Below are 17,365 nucleotides of genomic sequence, written 5' to 3'. Positions count from 1 at the left end.
AATGTTTCAAACAAGACAAAATAAAAAAGCCACTCCATTATGAGTGGCTTTTCTTTTTTTATTATTGTTCCTTCTTATAGAGCTATGGATAAACTTAGTATTAATTGATCTGGTCTAGTGTCAATTCTACTTACAATTCCATTTCCAAGATTGTCATCAATAAAATCTGCTTCATTGTTATTGAACCCTCTTTCATAACGCAGATCAATACCAATTTTATTTAAATTAAACCCAATTCCAAAGTTTAATCCTACAGTAAAATCATCTTCAACATCGTCAATATTGATGCCGTCAAATTCAGTGTCTAAAATATATTGCAATGAGGGTCCTGCAAAAACACTCAATGGCCCTAGTACTTTAATACCAACAAGTAATGGAGCATCTAATTTTTTGATAGAAAATTCACTACTATCATAATCACTTTTAGTAGCTGTATATACCAGCTCTGGTCTAAAATAAAGATCATTACCTAATTTCCCGAAAATACCAAGGTGATATCCAACATTTCTGTCAGGATTCTTTGCATTTTCACCAATAGACTCAAAATAATCGCCATTAGCACTGTAATTAAGGCCACCTTTAAGCCCAAATGCACTACCGTTTTGTGCATTAACTGATAAACCAATAAAAGCTAATAATGCAGATAGGAATACTGCTTTTTTCAAATTTTTCATAATGTTCGTTTTTAAGATTAGGTATGTAATATCAAAAACGTTGCCAAAATGAACTTATTTTCTTGCAAGTACTATTTTTGAAGCTTTTTCTATAGCATCACTATTAAGACCATACTTATTCATTAACTGTGCAGGTGTTCCAGATTCACCAAAAGTATCATTCGTAGCCACAAATTCTTGAGGTGTTGGTCTGTGTTTTGCTAATACTCTTGAAACACTCTCACCCAATCCGCCTAAATAGTTGTGCTCTTCAGCAGTAACAATACAACCAGTTTTTTCAACTGATTCTATAATTGCCTTTTCGTCAAGTGGTTTAATGGTATGTATGTTTATTACTTCAGCAGAAATTCCAGCTTCATTTAAAGATTTGGCAGCTTCTAATGCTTCCCAAACTAAATGACCTGTAGCTACTATAGTAACATCATTACCCTCAGTTAGTTTAACGGCCTTACCAATTTCAAAGGTTCCATTTTCAGGTGTAAAGTTTGGGACTTTTGGCCTCCCAAATCTTAAATAAACTGGGCCATCATGTTTTGCTATAGCTAAGGTTGCGGCTTTTGTTTGATTAAAATCACATGTATTAATTACAGTCATTCCAGGCAACATTTTCATAAGCCCTATGTCTTCTAATATTTGGTGTGTTGCGCCATCTTCACCCAGGGTAATTCCTGCATGAGAGGCACAGATTTTCACATTTTTACCAGAATATGCAACGCTTTGTCTTATTTGATCATAGACACGGCCTGTTGAGAAATTTGCGAATGTACCAGTAAAAGGAATCTTACCTCCAATAGTCATTCCAGCAGCTATACCTATCATATTAGCCTCTGCAATACCAATTTGGAAGAATCGCTCAGGATGGTTAGCTTTAAATTCATCCATTTTTAAAGATCCCGTCAAATCTGCACATAGTGCTACCACGTTTTCATTAGACTTGCCTAATTCCGTCAAACCAGCTCCAAACCCTGATCTAGTATCTTTACTTCCTGTATTAGAATATGTTTTCATTCTGTTATTTTGAAACTATAATTAATTTTTATTGTTTTCTTTTTATCTACAACCTTAATGGCTTCAATCATTGAATTATCATTTTCGAAAATTTTCATGATTAAACCATTTGGCATTTCTGGGGCAAATTCATCTTGAAGCCCTGTTTTTTGGAACGCCAGTTCAAAAAATCTTTTGAATATTTCATTATTATTAACTTCATAATCTTCATCTACTGCCATTGAAACGATATCATCTGGTGCATTACCAGGAAACATTAGATAGACTTTTGCGTCCTTATCTAAAATCTTTACCGTTTCACCAGTATCCTCAGTGATAAGATCGAGGCTCTCATTTTCATCTGAACTAAACTCATTTGAAGGCAAAAAAGAATCTAAATCCAGGTTGAAGAAAATAGAGTTATTGCCAAGCTCAAATAAAAGCGTAAGAACACCTTGTTCAGTATGGTATATTATATGGCTAGTAGCCTTCTCATAGTCCCTTTTATTATCCTTGATTAAGGATTTTGCGAGACTAAGAGCAAGTTTGTTGTAGTTGGTCCATAAGTATTTCCCTTCTTTATTATATCCAATTGAAATGGTGTCTACTGTTGTGTTTCGTTTACTAGGCATCGTATAATCTACAACGTAGTGGATATCAATTTCTTTTTCCTGACTAAAAGAAACCGTTAGAATGAAAATAAAACAAATGGTAATTAGGTTTCGCATAGCTTAATAGTCACCTAATGTTACCGGATTTTGAGATAGGCCAATTTCTAGTTGTTCGTCATTTGGTGCTTTACCATGCCAAGCATGTGTATGCATCATAAAATCTACACCGTTACCCATCACTGTTTGTAATAAAACACAGATTGGTTTTCCTTTTCCTGTTAAAGATTTAGCGGTTGCCATACCTTTAAGTATCGCTTCAATGTTGTTTCCTTCTTCAATTTCGACAACAGACCAGCCAAATGCTTCAAATTTTCTCCTTAAATCTCCTAAAGGCAGTACGTTATCTGTAGAACCATCAATTTGCTGACCATTTACGTCTATTGTAGATATAAGATTGTCTATATTATTTCCGGAAGCATACATTATTGCCTCCCAATTTTGACCTTCCTGTAATTCTCCATCTCCATGCAGACTGAAGATTAAATGATCATCATTGTTAAGTTTTTTTGCTTCTGCTGCACCAATAGATACGGACATTCCTTGTCCTAATGATCCAGATGCAATTCTTATACCAGGCAATCCTTCGTGAGTAGTTGGGTGCCCTTGAAGACGGCTATCTATCAATCTGAAAGTATTTAATTCGTCTATATCAAAATAACCAGACCTAGCAAGTACACTGTAATAAACAGGAGATATATGGCCATTTGATAAAAAGAACAAATCCTCTCCAATTCCATTCATGTCAAAACCATCTTTGGTTTCCATTATTTCTTGGTAAAGTGCTACAAAGAATTCAGCACAACCAAGTGAACCACCAGGATGACCAGAATTTACCTTATGTACCATTCGTAATATATCTCTACGAACTTGAGTAGTTAAATCATTTAATGCTTTAATGTTTGGCATATTATATTGCTTAAATTAATCGCACAAAAATAACCTTTTACATAAGCCTTACAAAAACACTTTTAAGTCACTTATTAACGATTTTGAAGATTTGCTAACAATTTTAAATTTAATTAAGAGTGGAATGTATATGAGTTATTTATATTTGCCACCATACAAGGATTTTTAATGAAGTTTAGTTTATTAGCAAAAGATCAACAATCTAAGGCCAGAGCAGGTCTAATTAATACTGACCATGGGCAGATAGAAACACCTATTTTCATGCCTGTTGGTACAGTTGCTTCAGTAAAAGGAGTGCATCAAAGAGAACTAAAAAATGATATAAATCCTGATATTATTCTAGGTAATACCTACCATTTATATTTAAGACCTCAAACTTCTATTTTAGAGCAGGCAGGTGGTCTTCATAAGTTTATGAATTGGGATAGAAATATATTGACAGATTCTGGTGGGTATCAGGTATATTCTCTATCTGCAAATAGAAAGATTAAGGAGGAGGGTGTAAAATTTAAATCTCACATTGATGGTAGTTATCACGTTTTCACTCCAGAAAATGTAATGGAAATTCAGAGAAGTATTGGTGCTGATATTATTATGGCCTTTGATGAGTGCACACCTTATCCATGTGACTATAACTATGCTAAGCGATCTATGCATATGACACATCGTTGGTTAGAACGTTGTTTAACTCATCTGAAAAAGACACCATTAAAATACGATTATAATCAAACCTTTTTTCCAATAGTACAAGGAAGTACTTATACAGATTTAAGAAAACAATCTGCTGAATATATTGCAAATGTCGGTGCCGAAGGAAATGCAATTGGAGGATTATCCGTTGGTGAACCTGCAGAGGAAATGTATGCAATGACAGAAGTTGTGTGCGATATTTTACCAGAGGACAAGCCTCGATATTTAATGGGTGTTGGAACACCAATCAATATATTAGAAAATATTGCGTTAGGTGTAGATATGTTTGATTGTGTTATGCCTACAAGGAATGCTCGTAACGGAATGCTCTTCACTGCACATGGTACTATTAATATTAAAAACAAAAAGTGGGAGGATGATTTTTCGCCAATAGATGAAATGGCAATCACTTTTGTTGATTTAGAGTATAGTAAAGCCTATCTAAGGCATTTGTTTACGGTTAATGAGTTGCTGGGCAAGCAAATTGCAACAATTCATAATTTAGGCTTTTATTTGTGGTTAGTAAGAGAGGCAAGAAAACATATCATCATAGGAGATTTCAGCACCTGGAAAAATCAAATGGTTAAACAAATGGATAAGCGACTATAGAAGTGAAAATTTTAGATTGGTACATATTAAAGCGCTATATTTTTACATTTTTAATGATGCTTCTATTGTTTATACCTATTGGTATCACGGTAGATTTAGCCGAGAAAATTGGGCGGATCTTAGAAAATAAAGCGCCTTTTGGAGATGTAGCTGTGTATTATATGAATTTCACAGTTTATTTCGCCAATTTATTATTTCCACTCTTTTTATTCTTAAGTGTAATTTGGTTTACTTCTAAACTAGCCAATAACACAGAAATTGTAGCTTTCTTAAGTTCTGGAGTTTCATTTTCTAGATTTTTAAGACCCTATATAATTGGTTCTACAATAGTTGCTGCCTTTGCATTATTTTTAGGGATGTATTTAGCGCCTATAGCAAGTCAAGGTTTTAATGAATTTAAATACAAATACTTAAAAAAGAACAAGCAAATTCAAAAAACTAGAGATGTCTATCGTCAAATTAATGACAATGATTACATATATATAAGTAGCTTTTTACCAAAGCGAAATATTGGTATGAATTTCACCTATGAGCATTTCGAAGGCAATGAACTCAAGTATAAAATATTCGCAGACAATATTAGATATGTTGAAGAAGATTCTAGCTACAGACTTACAAGTTATGTTAAGAGAAGCTATGAAAATGGTGTTGAAACTATAGAAACAGCGAGAAGGCAAAACATGAAGATGCCTTTTGAGATTGAAGATCTTGCTCCTGTTGAATATGCTGCAGAAACCAAATCTTATTTTGAATTACTGGATTTTATTGAGGCTGAAAAAAGGCGCGGTTCATCAAACATTGGCAGGTATGAAGTTGTAAAACTTAAGAAATGGAGCTTACCTGTATCAATATTTATACTCACAATTATTGCGGTTGCAGTGTCATCTATTAAACGAAGAGGAGGTATGGGTGTTAATTTGGCCTTTGGTATTGCAATTGCCATGGTATATGTATTCTTTGATAAGATATTTGGCGTAATGGCGGAGCAATCAAATTTTCCAGCTATAATAGCTGTTTGGTTCCCTAATTTTATATTTGGTATTTTAGCAATATACCTTCTGCAAAATGCCAAACGCTAAATTTAAGCACTACCTTCATTTACATTTTCTGGTTTTTATTGCCGGTTTTACGGCAATACTTGGAGAGCTTATTACAATCGGTTCGCTTCAACTTGTTTGGTATAGAATGGCAATTGCAGGTATACTTATGTTTTTGTTTATAAAACTAGTTAAGTTAAAACTTAGAATTACTAAGAAGTCCTTTCTTTTATTTTCAATTGCTGGTGTTATAATTGCTTTGCACTGGGTCACATTTTTTGAGTCTATTAATCAAGCAAATGTATCAATAGCTTTAGCCATGTTTTCCTCAGGTGCATTTTTTGCTTCATTTATTGAACCTATATTTTTTAAACGTCGCATTTTAGGATATGAAATTGTATTTGGTCTATTGGTAATAGTTGGCGTTTTTCTAATTACCAGTAGTGAAATTGACTATATAAATGGTATTGTTCTTGGACTATTATCTGCTTTGTTTTCTACATTATTTGCTGTGATAAATGGTCGTTTTATAGAGCGTCACAACTCCACCATAATTTCATTTTATGAGTTTATTAGTGGTGTTGTATTCTTAACCATATTTATCCTAACCACAGGTACCACTTTTAATAAGGAGTTTTTTGTATTATCATCAATGGATTGGGTTTACCTATTTATTTTAGCATCAGTCTGTACTGCTTACGCCTTTATAGGAGCCGTAGAAGTTATGCGCTACATAAGTCCTTTTACCGTAATTTTAAGTTATAATCTAGAACCTGTATATGGTATAGGAATAGCCTTAATTTTATTTCCTGAAACAGAAAAAATGTCACCACAATTTTATGTAGGTGCAATTCTAATATTGGTTACCGTATTACTAGATGCCGTCTTTAAAAATTATAAAAGAGGACAGCAAAAAACAAATAATATAACCAATTAAAGTTTTTATATTTGTACCCTAACTAACTAATAATACTAATTTCAAATTGTATGGAATACTTAGAGTTTGAATTACCAATAAAAGAATTAGAAGAGCAACTCGATAAATGTCAGATTATAGGTCAAGAAAGTGATGTTGATGTAACAGAAACCTGTAAGCAAATCGAGAAAAAACTTGCTGAAACTAAAAAGGAAATATACAAAAACCTAACAGCTTGGCAACGTGTTCAGTTGTCACGTCACCCGAATAGACCATATACCTTAGATCATATTAATGCCTTATGTGGCGAATCATTTTTAGAATTGCATGGTGATAGAAATGTAAAAGATGATAAGGCGATGATTGGTGGTCTAGGTAAAATTGGAGACCAGTCCTATATGTTCATTGGGCAGCAAAAAGGATTCAATACCAAAACAAGACAATATAGAAATTTTGGTATGTCTAATCCAGAAGGATATCGTAAGGCATTACGATTAATGAAATCTGCTGAAAAATTCGGTATTCCGGTTGTAACATTAATTGATACTCCCGGTGCTTACCCAGGTTTAGAAGCAGAAGAACGAGGACAAGGTGAGGCTATTGCTAGAAATATCTTGGAAATGACACGTCTTAAGGTTCCGATTATTACAGTAATTATTGGTGAGGGAGCGTCTGGAGGAGCTTTAGGTATCGGAGTAGGAGATAAAGTATTGATGTTAGAAAATACTTGGTACTCTGTAATCTCTCCTGAATCTTGTTCGTCTATTTTATGGAGAAGTTGGGAATATAAGGAGCAAGCAGCTGAAGCTTTAAAGCTTACTGCCAAGGATATGAAACGCATGAAACTTGTAGATCAAATTGTAAAAGAACCGCTTGGTGGTGCACATACTGATAAAGAGAAAACATTTTTAGCAGTTAAAGATGCTATTGTTAAGTCTTATGAAGAACTTAAAAACTTATCACCAAAAGAATTGGTTAAACAACGTATGGATAAATATGCTGATATGGGAGTTTATAAAGACTAAATTCAGCAAACATAGGCTTTTAAGAAAACTGAAGTTTTACACTTCAGTTTTTTTTATGCCTATTAACAATATTATTGAGTTATTAACAATGAGATTGTTAACGAAGTGTTGAGATTGACGAGTGTTAAATTTGCATTTCGTCGATACTATTTGGTTACATTTGTATCATATGAAACAGCCGAGTCCAATTAAAGGTTTTAAAGTAGATAAAAGCACAATCATTAGCTTAGAAAAAGGAAAAATACCTCCTCAAGCTATTGATTTAGAGGAAGTTGTGCTTGGCGCAATGATGATTGATAAAAAAGGTGTTGACGAAGTAATTGATATTTTAAGTCCTGATGCATTTTATAAAGATGCTCATAAATATATTTTTGAAGCTATTTTTAAATTATTTGAAAATAGTGAACCGGTTGATTTATTAACCGTTTCTAGTCAATTAAAGAAAGATGAAAAACTAGATTTGGTAGGAGGCGATTTTTACCTCATTTCACTTACCCAAAGAGTATCTTCTTCTGCTCATATTGAGTTTCATGCTAGAATAATATTACAGAAATATATTCAGCGAAGTTTGATTAAAATTTCTAGCGAAATTATTGAGGAAGCATATGATGAAACTAAGGATGTTTTTGATCTCTTAGATAATGCTGAAGCTAAGCTATACGAGGTTACTCAGGGTAATGTTAAAAAATCTACCGAAACTGCACAGAGTTTGGTAATTCAAGCCAAGAAGAAGATCGAAGAGATTTCTAACAAAGAAGGATTAAGTGGTATTCCATCTGGATTTGATAAACTTGATAAACTTACCTCAGGTTGGCAACCTAGTGATTTAGTAATTATTGCAGCACGTCCTGGTATGGGTAAAACTGCCTTGACGCTAACAATGGCGAGAAATATTGCAGTTAATAGCAATATACCTGTTGCATTCTTTTCATTGGAGATGTCTTCGGTACAGTTAATAACGAGATTGATTTCTAGTGAAACAGGATTGTCTTCAGAAAAACTTAGAACAGGTAAGTTAGAGAAGCACGAGTGGGAACAGCTCAATGTAAAGGTTAAAACTCTGGAGAAAGCTCCTTTATTTATAGATGATACACCGTCATTATCAATTTTTGATTTAAGAGCAAAAGCAAGACGTTTAGCCTCTCAATATGGCATTAAAATGGTTATTATTGATTATTTGCAGTTGATGACAGCTGGAGGTAGTCAAAAAGGAGGTAACCGTGAACAAGAAATCTCAACTATATCTAGAAATTTAAAAGCATTAGCAAAAGAACTTAATGTGCCTGTAATAGCATTGTCCCAATTATCTCGTGCTGTTGAAACGCGTGGTGGAAGTAAAAGGCCGTTATTATCAGATTTACGTGAATCAGGAGCGATTGAGCAAGATGCTGATATCGTATCATTTATATATAGACCAGAATACTATAAAATTGATGAGTGGGATGATGAGGAACGATCTCCTACCGAAGGACAGGGTGAGTTAATTGTAGCCAAGCATAGAAATGGTGGACTAGATAATATAAGACTCAAGTTTATCGGACACTTAGGTAAGTTTGATAATCTGGATGATTTTGATACGCCTTTCGGCGAGTTCCACTCTAAAATGAACGCGGCCGCAAACGACGATACTTTTAAGCCAGATAATTATCCTTCTGCATCAGATGCATTTGATGGTCCTGAGGACGATGGAGTTCCTTTTTAACAGCGTTTTTACATTAAATAAGTTATTTAAGACCTATCTTTACAGACTTACTTTTATAATAGTAATGCCTCATGTTAAATCAAAGACGAACAACAAATATTTTGTTGTTGACTATAGCGATACCACTAATATTTTATTTGCTTAAAATACTATCGTTTATTTTTATACCTCTTATTTTTTCAATGTTTATCGCATTGTTATTTCTACCATTAATGCGTTGGTTGGGAAGACGAAATATTCCTAAATTCATAAGTATAATTATCGTATTATTATTGGTCACTGGTGGCTTAAAACTAGGTGTTGAATTAATACAATTGTCTAGTAAAGAAATTCTTGCCACTAAATCAGATTTTTTTCCTAAGGCAGAGGCGAAATTAGCAGATTTACGATTTTATTTAACAGATAATTTTGGAATTGAAATTGGAGAAGATCAAAACATTCTTTCTCAATTTTTTCAAAAGGAGAATATTGGGTCAACCATTGGTTTTTTAAGGAAGTTCTTGACTACAATTTTAATGACAGCCTTTTTTGTCGTGCTTTGGTTAGCAGAATCAATCAATGTCCATAAACTTCTTAATAATACTATATTAAGGCAAAGACATACTTCTATTAAAGCCTTTATGAAGATTGAGAAAGACTTGATCAAGTTTATTAAAGTAAAGTTTTTGGTCAGTGCATTGACAGGGTTATTTACTGGATTAATGTGTGTATTTTTTGATGTTAGCTTTCCTATTTTTTGGGGCTTATTTGCATTTGCCATAAATTTTGTTCAAATGGTCGGATCTTTTATATCTGTCATTTTATTATCAATTTTTGCCTTTGTAGAATTAGATCCAACAAGTACGTTGTTTTTCTTTATCGTTTCAATCACCATGGTACAAGTTGTTTATGGAGCCATACTAGAACCAATTTTTATGGGTAAATCATTCTCCATAAACATTATTGCGGTGTTAGTTATGTTGATGCTATGGGGATTTTTATGGGGAATCCCAGGTTTAATTATGGCAATTCCAATTACCGTTTTTATTAAAATTATATTGGAACAATTTCCTAGTACAAAAGTTATTGCCAGCCTTCTTTCTGGTGATGAAACTAAACTAGAAAAACTTTAAAACCACCATTTTATTGACTGTTTATTTTAAGTATCTTTCTGCTTAAAATTTCTTCTATGGTACATGGTACACATAATGCTCTTGAGGATTCAAGAAATGATAGCATTTTAATATTAATTAATGATGAGTTATTCCCCAGAAATGAAGCCAAGATTTCTGTATTTGACAGTGGTTATTTAGTTGGAGATGGTGTTTGGGAAGCGTTGAGATTACATGATGGTAAGTTGGTTTTTGCCAAAGATCATTTAAATAGATTATGGCAGTCTGCTAAAACTGTTGGTATGAAACTTCCTTTTACCAAAGAAGAATTATTAGAAAAGGTAAGTTATGTGTTATCTGCAAATTCAATGACGGATGGCGTGCATGTAAGAATAATGATTACTAGAGGGATTAAAAAAACGCCATCACAAGATCCTCGACTAACAATATCAGGACCAAACATTGTTATAATACCTGAATTTAAAAGGGCTTCAACCGAATCAAAAGATAAGGGTATTACCTTATTTACCAGTACAATTAGAAGAGGTTCACCAGATTATCTAGATCCACGATTAAATTGTCATAGCAAACTGCATGAGGTACAAGCATTAATACAAGCAATAGAAGCTGGTGCAGATGAAGCCTTGATGTTAGATGTCAATGGGTTCGTTTCTACTTGTAATGCAACTAACTTTTTTATGGTAAAAAATAATGAAGTTTGGACCTCCACAAGTAAGTATTGCATGAATGGTATTACACGAGGAAAGGTAATTGAGGTTTGCCATGCAAATGATATAAAATGCGTTGAAAAAGATTTTTCATTATTTGATGTTTATGGTGCTGATGAGGCATTTGTAACTGGAACTTTTGGTGGATTAACTCCTGTAATTAAAATCGATGGTAGAACAATTGGTAGTGGAAGATATGGTGATATGACAAAAAAATTGAGTGAGCTATATAATGAGTTAATAAAAAGTGAAGTCAAGAATGGATAATACCAAACGTATTTGTTTGTGGTCGGGACCACGCAATATTTCAACGGCCTTAATGTATTCTTTTGCTCAACGAAACGACACAAAGGTTTTCGATGAACCACTTTATGCCTATTACCTTAGAAACCATCCAGAGGCTCATAAATATCATCCAGGAGCCGAAGAAATACTAAGTGTTATGGAAAATGACGGTGATAAAGTGGTTGAATCAATGTTATCGGCGAGTGAAAAACCAGTTTTATTTTACAAGCATATGATTCATCATCTCTTAGGGCTAGATAAATCATTTATGAATAGTACAGTGAATATTATTCTAACCAGAAATCCTTATGATATGTTACCATCATTTGATAAGGTGATTCCAAATCCAATACTAAACGATGTAGGCTATAAGTTGCATTTAGATTTATTGAAATATTTTCAAGAAAATAGTATTTCATTTACCGTTATAGACTCCAAACAAGTTTTGATAGATCCTGAAAATACCTTGAAGCGATTATGTGATTTCGCAGATATAGAATTTGACAAACACATGCTTTCGTGGGAACCTCAACAGCGTAAAGAAGATGGGATATGGGCAAAATATTGGTATAATAGTGTACAAAATTCTAGTGGTTTTATGGAATATAAACCTAAGGAGGCACCTTTTCCCGATCATCTTTTACCATTATTAAATGAATGTATACCATTTTACAATGAGTTGTTAAAACATGCTATTTAGCTCTTAAAAGAAATATAAATTTATTATTGAAGACTAAAAATTAAGTATCTTTCCATTTAATCTATGAACTTAAAAAGCCTCTTCATATTACTACTTACAGTTTGCTTTTTTAGCAATGCATGGGCATCCTATATCTTGATTCCTATGGATGCGGAATCGCAAGAGAACCATTTAAAGGCCTATGGTGTTACCTATTGGACCTTAGAAAGAGAGCTTAAGGTCAATTGGTTATTAAATTATAGAGGAGGGTCTTTTTTATTGCCTGATGCTGATATTATAAGACGTGAATGTCAAATAAGAGGCGTTTCTTTTGAAGTTTTGTCTGATGCCGAAGCTTCTCAAATTCTAGATGAAATTAGCAGTCCTGCAGTTAATCAAGAAACTGTGGTATTAGAAAAAGCACCAAAAATTGCAGTGTATACACCTTACGGCAAACAACCTTGGGATGATGCAGTTACTATGGTACTGACTTATGCAGAAATTCCTTATGAAACTATATATGATGAAGAAGTTTTAAAAGATGAATTGCTACTTTATGACTGGCTTCATTTACATCATGAAGATTTTACTGGTCAATACGGAAAATTTTACAGAACCTATAGATCTGCAGCCTGGTATATAAAAGAGAAAAAAGAAGCAGAGGAATTAGCAAGGAAATTAGGATACTCAAAAGTTTCTGATGCAAAGCTTGATGTTGCTTTAAAAATTCGAGATTATGTAGTAGGTGGTGGTTTTATGTTTGCCATGTGTTCTGCTACTGATAGTTTTGATATAGCCTTATCGGCTGAGAATGTTGATATATGTGAACCAATGTTTGATGGTGATGGAAGTGATCCTGGTTATCAAAATAAAATTGATTTTACCAAGACTTTTGCATTTAAAGACTTTTTGTTAGAACGTAGTCCTAATGTTTATGAGTTCTCTTCAATAGACATGACTCGAAAGCGTAACATCCCATTTAAAACGGATTATTTCACATTAATGGAATATTCTGCAAAATGGGATCCAATCCCAACAATGCTTACTCAAAATCATACAGCATTGGTAAAAGGATTTATGGGTCAGACAACATCTTTTACAAGAGACCAGATAAAATCTAATGTTTTGGTGATGGGTGAAAACAGAACCAATGGAGAGGCAAAATATATACACGGTATAAAGGGAAAAGGGTTCTTTACCTTTTATGGAGGCCATGATCCAGAAGATTACACCCATAGAGTAGGAGACCCAAAAACAGAGTTAGATCTTCATCCCACATCACCAGGCTATAGATTGATTTTAAATAATGTTTTGTTTCCTGCTGCTAAAAAGAAAAAGCAGAAAACTTAATATCTAGTTAGTTTGCAAACTTTTCAAAAGGAAATACAGCTGTCACCTAAACCAAGAGGATTTCATCTCATAACTAATGAAGTTCTGGCTCATCTTGAGGAGATTCAACAGATAAAAATAGGTATACTTCATTTATTTATTAAACATACTTCAGCAAGTCTCACAATCAATGAGAATGCAGACTATACTGTTAGAGAAGATTTTGAATCTCATATAAACAAAATGGTACCCGAGAATATGCCATACTACAAGCATAATTATGAAGGTGCTGATGACATGCCTGCTCATATAAAGGCATCTTTATGTGGTCATTCAGTTCAAATACCTATTTCTAAAGGAAACTTGTGTTTTGGGACATGGCAGGGAATTTATCTAGGAGAACATCGCAACCGTGGAGGCTCTCGCAGATTGGTAGTAACTATTATTGGTAAACGTCAATAAAAAAGCCGATTCAAATGAATCGGCTTTTTTTAAGCGAAATGTTGTTATTAATTTGGCTAAAAGCCTTTATTTAACTTTGTTTACTATTGCTTCAAAAGCTTCTGGGTGATTCATAGCTAAATCTGCAAGAACCTTACGATTCAATTCAATGTTATTAGCTTTTAATTTGCCCATAAACTTAGAATAGCTCATTCCATGTTGTCTTGCACCTGCATTAATACGCATAATCCATAAAGCACGGAATGTTCTTTTTTTGTTTCTACGGTCTCTATACGAATATTGCATCGCTTTATCAACCGCATTTTTTGCTACCGTCCAAACGTTTTTACGTCTTCCCCAATAGCCTTTTGCTTGCTTAAGAACTTTTTTTCTTCTAGCTCTTTTTGCAACTGAATTTACTGATCTTGGCATTTCTTTAATTATTTTTTGTAGTAGGCGACCATAATTGGTACTTGCTAAATTCTTTTGCCTAACTCCAGGGTTTTACATTTGTTTTAACCGGTTAAAATAATATTACTTTAAACGTAACATTGTTTTAACATTATTTTCGTCAGCCTTATGTACTAAAGTATCATGAGTTAACGCAAGCTTACGCTTCTTAGATTTTTTTGTCAAAATATGACTCTTAAATGCGTGCTTTCTTTTAATCTTACCAGTGCCAGTTAGTTTGAAACGTTTCTTAGCACTCGATTTTGTTTTCATTTTAGGCATTTCTCCTTCTTTTAATTACGTTTCGCTTATTATTGTTTTGCTGTACAAACAGCTTTTTTATTTCTTTTTTGGTGCAATGAACATAATCATACGCTTTCCTTCAAGCTTAGGCATTTGTTCAACCTTACCATATTCCTCTAGGTCCTGTGCTAATCTTAGTAATAAGATTTGACCTTGTTCTTTAAATACAATGGAACGACCCTTAAAAAACACAAAAGCTTTAAGTTTTGCACCATCAGTTAAAAATTTGATAGCATGTTTCTTTTTAAACTCGTAATCATGGTCATCAGTTTGTGGACCAAAACGAATTTCTTTAACTACTACCTTACTGGCCTTAGATTTTAAAGCCTTTTCACGTTTCTTTTGTTCGTAAAGAAACTTCTTATAATCCATAACCTTACATACAGGTGGAGTTGCGTTTGGTGAAATTTCAACCAAGTCAAGGCCTTGTTCATCAGCTATCGATAAAGCTTGTTTGATTGAATAAATCCCAACTTCTACATTATCTCCAACCACACGAACTTCTTCTGCTCTAATTTTAGAATTTATTCGATGTTTATCCTCTTGGGCTTCACGTCTATTATAACTCCTTCTGTTTCTTCGTATTGCTATGACTTATATATTTAAATTAAACTTATTTAAAGGTCTTCAAACTATTTGAGACTTTTTCTTTTACAATTTTCACAAAATCCTCTACACTTATTGTGCCAAGATCTTCACCTCCATGCTGGCGAACCGTAATAGTTCCATTCATTTCTTCTTGTTCTCCAACAATAATCATGTACGGATATTTATTCATCTCCGCTCCACGAATCTTCTTACCCACAGTTTCATTTCTGTTATCTGCGAGGGCGCGAATTTCGTCATTTTCTAACAAATTTAAAACTTTTTGTGCGTATTTTTCATATTTCTCGCTTACAGAGAGGATAATAGCTTGTTCTGGCATTAGCCATAAAGGGAAATTACCACCTGTATGCTCAAGTAAAATAGCAACAAATCTTTCCATGCTACCAAATGGTGCTCTGTGAATCATTACTGGTCTATGTAGCTCATTATCACTACCCTTATAAGTTAAATCAAACCTTTCTGGTAAGTTGTAATCTACTTGAATAGTTCCTAATTGCCATTTACGCCCAAGAGCATCCTTAACCATAAAATCTAATTTTGGGCCATAGAATGCAGCTTCACCAGTTTCGACTACATAATTGAGACCTTTATCTTTAGCAGCATTTAAAATTGCTTTTTCTGCTTTATCCCAGTTTTCATCGCTACCAATATATTTATCTGGATTTTCAGGATCTCTTAAAGAAACCTGTGCTGTGAAATTTTCAAACCCGAGAGACCCGAAAACATATAAGACTAAATCTATAACTTCCTTGAATTCAGCATCTAGTTGGTCAGGTGTGCAGAAAATATGAGCATCATCTTGAGTAAATCCTCTAACTCTAGTTAATCCATGCAATTCTCCACTTTGTTCGTATCTATATACAGTTCCAAATTCAGCATATCTAATAGGTAATTCTTTATAGGAGAATGGTCTGCTATTGTATATTTCACAATGATGCGGGCAATTCATTGGTTTTAGTAAGAATTCTTCTCCTTCTGCAGGTGTATTAATTGGTTGAAAACTATCTTCACCATACTTAGCAAAATGGCCAGATGTTACATATAAATCTTTATTACCAATATGTGGTGTAACTACCATTTCATATCCAGCTTTTTTCTGTGCCGCTTTCAAAAAATTTTCTAATCGCTCTCGCAGAGCAGCACCTTTGGGCAACCATAGAGGTAATCCTTGACCAACTTTTTGCGAGAAGGTGAATAATTCTAGTTCTTTCCCTAGTTTTCTATGGTCTCTTTTTTTGGCTTCTTCGAGTAAGTGCAAGTATTCAGTTAATTCCTTCTGTTTTGGAAATGATATACCATATACTCGAGTTAATTGTTTTTCATTTTCATCTCCTTTGTAATATGCACCTGCAACACTTAATATTTTTATTGCTTTTACAATTCCAGTATTTGGGACATGACCGCCGCGACATAAATCCGTGAAAGTTGAATGATCACAGAAACTTATAGTGCCATCTTCAAGATTTTCAATTAATTCTACTTTATATTCATTTTTTCCTTTGTAAAACGAAAGAGCTTCAGATTTTGAAACACTTCTCATTTTGAAATCGTGTTTCCCTCTTGCTATCTCTAGCATTTTTGCTTCGATTGTACTAAAGTCTTTTTCAGAAATAGTGTCATTGCCAAGGTCTACATCATAATAAAAGCCATTTTCAATTGCCGGACCTACCCAAAGTTTTACTCGAGGGTATAGCTCTTCCAAAGCTTGGGCAAGAATATGAGCGGACGAATGCCAAAAAGCTTTTTTACCCTCATCATCCCTCCAAGTGTAGAGAACGAGATTTCCATCTTCACTAAGCGGAGTTGTTATTTCGACAATGGTATCATTAAATTTTGCAGATATGACATTGCGAGCAAATCCTTCACTAATATCTTTCGCCACGTTATAGGGAGTAACATCATTATTGTAGGATCTTACAGAACCATCAGGAAGAGTAATATTAATCATTATGTTAATGTATAACTTTAAGCCTACAAAGATATACCTATATATATAATAGACAAAGTGAAGTATTATTTATTATATGTATGGTCTCTTATTTTAGTTTGAATAGCTGCAATAGCACGTAGTCATTTTGAGACATTTCAAAAGTTGTTTAATATAGCCCATTTTTATTGCCAATAAATGGATGCTCTAACACCTTGACAGGTAGGCATTTGTTTTGGGCTGTTTTTTTTTTCTGAAAAAAAGGTTGTCAAAGTGCTTGTTATGTAGTTAAAGGGATTTATATTTGCG

The 17,365-nt window shown here is 33.6% G+C and carries 18 protein-coding genes; 10 read left to right on the top strand and 8 right to left on the bottom strand.

Annotation, left to right across the window (positions count from 1 at the left end; translation table 11 throughout):
• Positions 1 to 74: 74 nt before the first annotated feature.
• The 4 genes from LBV24_RS08580 to LBV24_RS08565 are packed head-to-tail and all read right to left on the bottom strand — an operon-like array spanning position 75 to position 3,238.
• A complete protein-coding gene (locus LBV24_RS08580) occupies positions 75 to 674 on the bottom strand; it encodes an outer membrane beta-barrel protein (protein WP_224478239.1) in 600 nt (199 codons plus the stop codon).
• 54 nt (positions 675 to 728) lie between these two features.
• The gene (locus LBV24_RS08575; protein WP_224478238.1) at positions 729 to 1,682 is read right to left on the bottom strand and encodes a transketolase family protein; all 954 of its coding nucleotides are present in this window, start codon (positions 1,680 to 1,682) and stop codon (positions 729 to 731) included.
• Positions 1,679 to 2,389 carry a hypothetical protein gene (locus tag LBV24_RS08570; protein ID WP_224478237.1) on the bottom strand — a complete coding sequence of 237 codons (711 nt, stop codon included), beginning with the start codon at positions 2,387 to 2,389 and terminating at the stop codon, positions 1,679 to 1,681. The genes LBV24_RS08575 and LBV24_RS08570 overlap by 4 nt, the downstream gene beginning before the upstream one ends.
• A 3-nt stretch (positions 2,390 to 2,392) precedes the next feature.
• Positions 2,393 to 3,238, bottom strand: coding sequence for a transketolase (locus tag LBV24_RS08565; RefSeq protein WP_224478236.1), 846 nt, complete (start codon positions 3,236 to 3,238; stop codon positions 2,393 to 2,395).
• A gap of 168 nt (positions 3,239 to 3,406) precedes the next feature.
• Between LBV24_RS08565 and tgt the strand changes: the two genes are divergently transcribed.
• From tgt to LBV24_RS08515, 10 genes are all read left to right on the top strand, one after another.
• Entirely contained in the window at positions 3,407 to 4,537 is a 1,131-nt protein-coding gene (tgt, locus tag LBV24_RS08560) for a tRNA guanosine(34) transglycosylase Tgt (RefSeq protein ID WP_224478235.1), read from the top strand.
• A 56-nt stretch (positions 4,538 to 4,593) separates the two neighbouring features.
• On the top strand, positions 4,594 to 5,616 hold the full coding sequence (locus tag LBV24_RS08555; RefSeq protein ID WP_394371126.1) for an LptF/LptG family permease: 1,023 nt from the start codon (positions 4,594 to 4,596) through the stop codon (positions 5,614 to 5,616).
• Positions 5,603 to 6,511: a DMT family transporter gene (locus tag LBV24_RS08550; protein ID WP_224478233.1), complete on the top strand. Its 909-nt coding sequence runs from the start codon at positions 5,603 to 5,605 to the stop codon at positions 6,509 to 6,511. Before LBV24_RS08555 ends, LBV24_RS08550 begins: the two co-directional genes overlap by 14 nt.
• A gap of 50 nt (positions 6,512 to 6,561) precedes the next feature.
• Positions 6,562 to 7,515: an acetyl-CoA carboxylase carboxyltransferase subunit alpha gene (locus tag LBV24_RS08545; RefSeq protein WP_224478232.1), complete on the top strand. Its 954-nt coding sequence runs from the start codon at positions 6,562 to 6,564 to the stop codon at positions 7,513 to 7,515.
• A 169-nt stretch (positions 7,516 to 7,684) separates the two neighbouring features.
• The gene (gene dnaB / locus LBV24_RS08540; RefSeq protein ID WP_224478231.1) at positions 7,685 to 9,217 is read left to right on the top strand and encodes a replicative DNA helicase; all 1,533 of its coding nucleotides are present in this window, start codon (positions 7,685 to 7,687) and stop codon (positions 9,215 to 9,217) included.
• 71 nt (positions 9,218 to 9,288) lie between these two features.
• Positions 9,289 to 10,329 carry an AI-2E family transporter gene (locus LBV24_RS08535; RefSeq protein ID WP_224478230.1) on the top strand — a complete coding sequence of 347 codons (1,041 nt, stop codon included), beginning with the start codon at positions 9,289 to 9,291 and terminating at the stop codon, positions 10,327 to 10,329.
• A gap of 56 nt (positions 10,330 to 10,385) precedes the next feature.
• The gene (locus LBV24_RS08530; RefSeq protein WP_224478229.1) at positions 10,386 to 11,303 is read left to right on the top strand and encodes an aminotransferase class IV; all 918 of its coding nucleotides are present in this window, start codon (positions 10,386 to 10,388) and stop codon (positions 11,301 to 11,303) included.
• Positions 11,296 to 12,021: a sulfotransferase-like domain-containing protein gene (locus LBV24_RS08525; RefSeq protein ID WP_224478228.1), complete on the top strand. Its 726-nt coding sequence runs from the start codon at positions 11,296 to 11,298 to the stop codon at positions 12,019 to 12,021. The genes LBV24_RS08530 and LBV24_RS08525 overlap by 8 nt, the downstream gene beginning before the upstream one ends.
• Before the next feature lie 144 nt (positions 12,022 to 12,165).
• Positions 12,166 to 13,350 (top strand): asparagine synthetase B, encoded by a 1,185-nt coding sequence (locus LBV24_RS08520; protein WP_224478614.1) that lies wholly within the window; start codon positions 12,166 to 12,168, stop codon positions 13,348 to 13,350.
• A 12-nt stretch (positions 13,351 to 13,362) separates the two neighbouring features.
• Complete coding sequence (locus tag LBV24_RS08515; protein ID WP_224478227.1) at positions 13,363 to 13,791, top strand: secondary thiamine-phosphate synthase enzyme YjbQ; 429 nt, start codon at positions 13,363 to 13,365, stop codon at positions 13,789 to 13,791.
• A 66-nt stretch (positions 13,792 to 13,857) separates the two neighbouring features.
• Here the strand turns inward: LBV24_RS08515 and rplT are convergent, their stop codons facing one another.
• From rplT to thrS, 4 genes are all read right to left on the bottom strand, one after another.
• Positions 13,858 to 14,202 carry a 50S ribosomal protein L20 gene (gene rplT / locus LBV24_RS08510; protein ID WP_073081329.1) on the bottom strand — a complete coding sequence of 115 codons (345 nt, stop codon included), beginning with the start codon at positions 14,200 to 14,202 and terminating at the stop codon, positions 13,858 to 13,860.
• Positions 14,203 to 14,304: 102 nt separating this feature from the next.
• Entirely contained in the window at positions 14,305 to 14,502 is a 198-nt protein-coding gene (gene rpmI / locus LBV24_RS08505) for a 50S ribosomal protein L35 (RefSeq protein ID WP_034040729.1), read from the bottom strand.
• A gap of 57 nt (positions 14,503 to 14,559) precedes the next feature.
• Positions 14,560 to 15,108 (bottom strand): translation initiation factor IF-3, encoded by a 549-nt coding sequence (gene infC / locus LBV24_RS08500; protein ID WP_224478613.1) that lies wholly within the window; start codon positions 15,106 to 15,108, stop codon positions 14,560 to 14,562.
• Positions 15,109 to 15,136: 28 nt separating this feature from the next.
• Positions 15,137 to 17,077: a threonine--tRNA ligase gene (gene thrS, locus LBV24_RS08495; RefSeq protein WP_224478226.1), complete on the bottom strand. Its 1,941-nt coding sequence runs from the start codon at positions 17,075 to 17,077 to the stop codon at positions 15,137 to 15,139.
• Between the last annotated feature and the right edge of the window lie 288 nt (positions 17,078 to 17,365).

This window comes from Winogradskyella vincentii (assembly GCF_020166345.1).
Taxonomy (GTDB): Bacteria; Bacteroidota; Bacteroidia; order Flavobacteriales; family Flavobacteriaceae; genus Winogradskyella; species Winogradskyella vincentii.
Note: the sequence above shows the minus strand (reverse complement) of the source record. Positions and strands in the feature narration are given on the sequence as shown.

What these genes read in the sequence shown, in the direction of transcription:
- LBV24_RS08580 (WP_224478239.1), bottom strand. Translation starts at nt 674, where the DNA reads ATGAAAAATTTGAAAAAAGCAGTATTCCTATCTGCATTATTAGCTTTT.
- LBV24_RS08575 (WP_224478238.1), bottom strand. Translation starts at nt 1,682, where the DNA reads ATGAAAACATATTCTAATACAGGAAGTAAAGATACTAGATCAGGGTTT.
- LBV24_RS08570 (WP_224478237.1), bottom strand. Translation starts at nt 2,389, where the DNA reads ATGCGAAACCTAATTACCATTTGTTTTATTTTCATTCTAACGGTTTCT.
- LBV24_RS08565 (WP_224478236.1), bottom strand. Translation starts at nt 3,238, where the DNA reads ATGCCAAACATTAAAGCATTAAATGATTTAACTACTCAAGTTCGTAGA.
- tgt (WP_224478235.1), top strand. Translation starts at nt 3,407, where the DNA reads ATGAAGTTTAGTTTATTAGCAAAAGATCAACAATCTAAGGCCAGAGCA.
- LBV24_RS08555 (WP_394371126.1), top strand. Translation starts at nt 4,594, where the DNA reads ATGCTTCTATTGTTTATACCTATTGGTATCACGGTAGATTTAGCCGAG.
- LBV24_RS08550 (WP_224478233.1), top strand. Translation starts at nt 5,603, where the DNA reads ATGCCAAACGCTAAATTTAAGCACTACCTTCATTTACATTTTCTGGTT.
- LBV24_RS08545 (WP_224478232.1), top strand. Translation starts at nt 6,562, where the DNA reads ATGGAATACTTAGAGTTTGAATTACCAATAAAAGAATTAGAAGAGCAA.
- dnaB (WP_224478231.1), top strand. Translation starts at nt 7,685, where the DNA reads ATGAAACAGCCGAGTCCAATTAAAGGTTTTAAAGTAGATAAAAGCACA.
- LBV24_RS08535 (WP_224478230.1), top strand. Translation starts at nt 9,289, where the DNA reads ATGTTAAATCAAAGACGAACAACAAATATTTTGTTGTTGACTATAGCG.
- LBV24_RS08530 (WP_224478229.1), top strand. Translation starts at nt 10,386, where the DNA reads ATGGTACATGGTACACATAATGCTCTTGAGGATTCAAGAAATGATAGC.
- LBV24_RS08525 (WP_224478228.1), top strand. Translation starts at nt 11,296, where the DNA reads ATGGATAATACCAAACGTATTTGTTTGTGGTCGGGACCACGCAATATT.
- LBV24_RS08520 (WP_224478614.1), top strand. Translation starts at nt 12,166, where the DNA reads ATGGATGCGGAATCGCAAGAGAACCATTTAAAGGCCTATGGTGTTACC.
- rplT (WP_073081329.1), bottom strand. Translation starts at nt 14,202, where the DNA reads ATGCCAAGATCAGTAAATTCAGTTGCAAAAAGAGCTAGAAGAAAAAAA.
- rpmI (WP_034040729.1), bottom strand. Translation starts at nt 14,502, where the DNA reads ATGCCTAAAATGAAAACAAAATCGAGTGCTAAGAAACGTTTCAAACTA.
- thrS (WP_224478226.1), bottom strand. Translation starts at nt 17,077, where the DNA reads ATGATTAATATTACTCTTCCTGATGGTTCTGTAAGATCCTACAATAAT.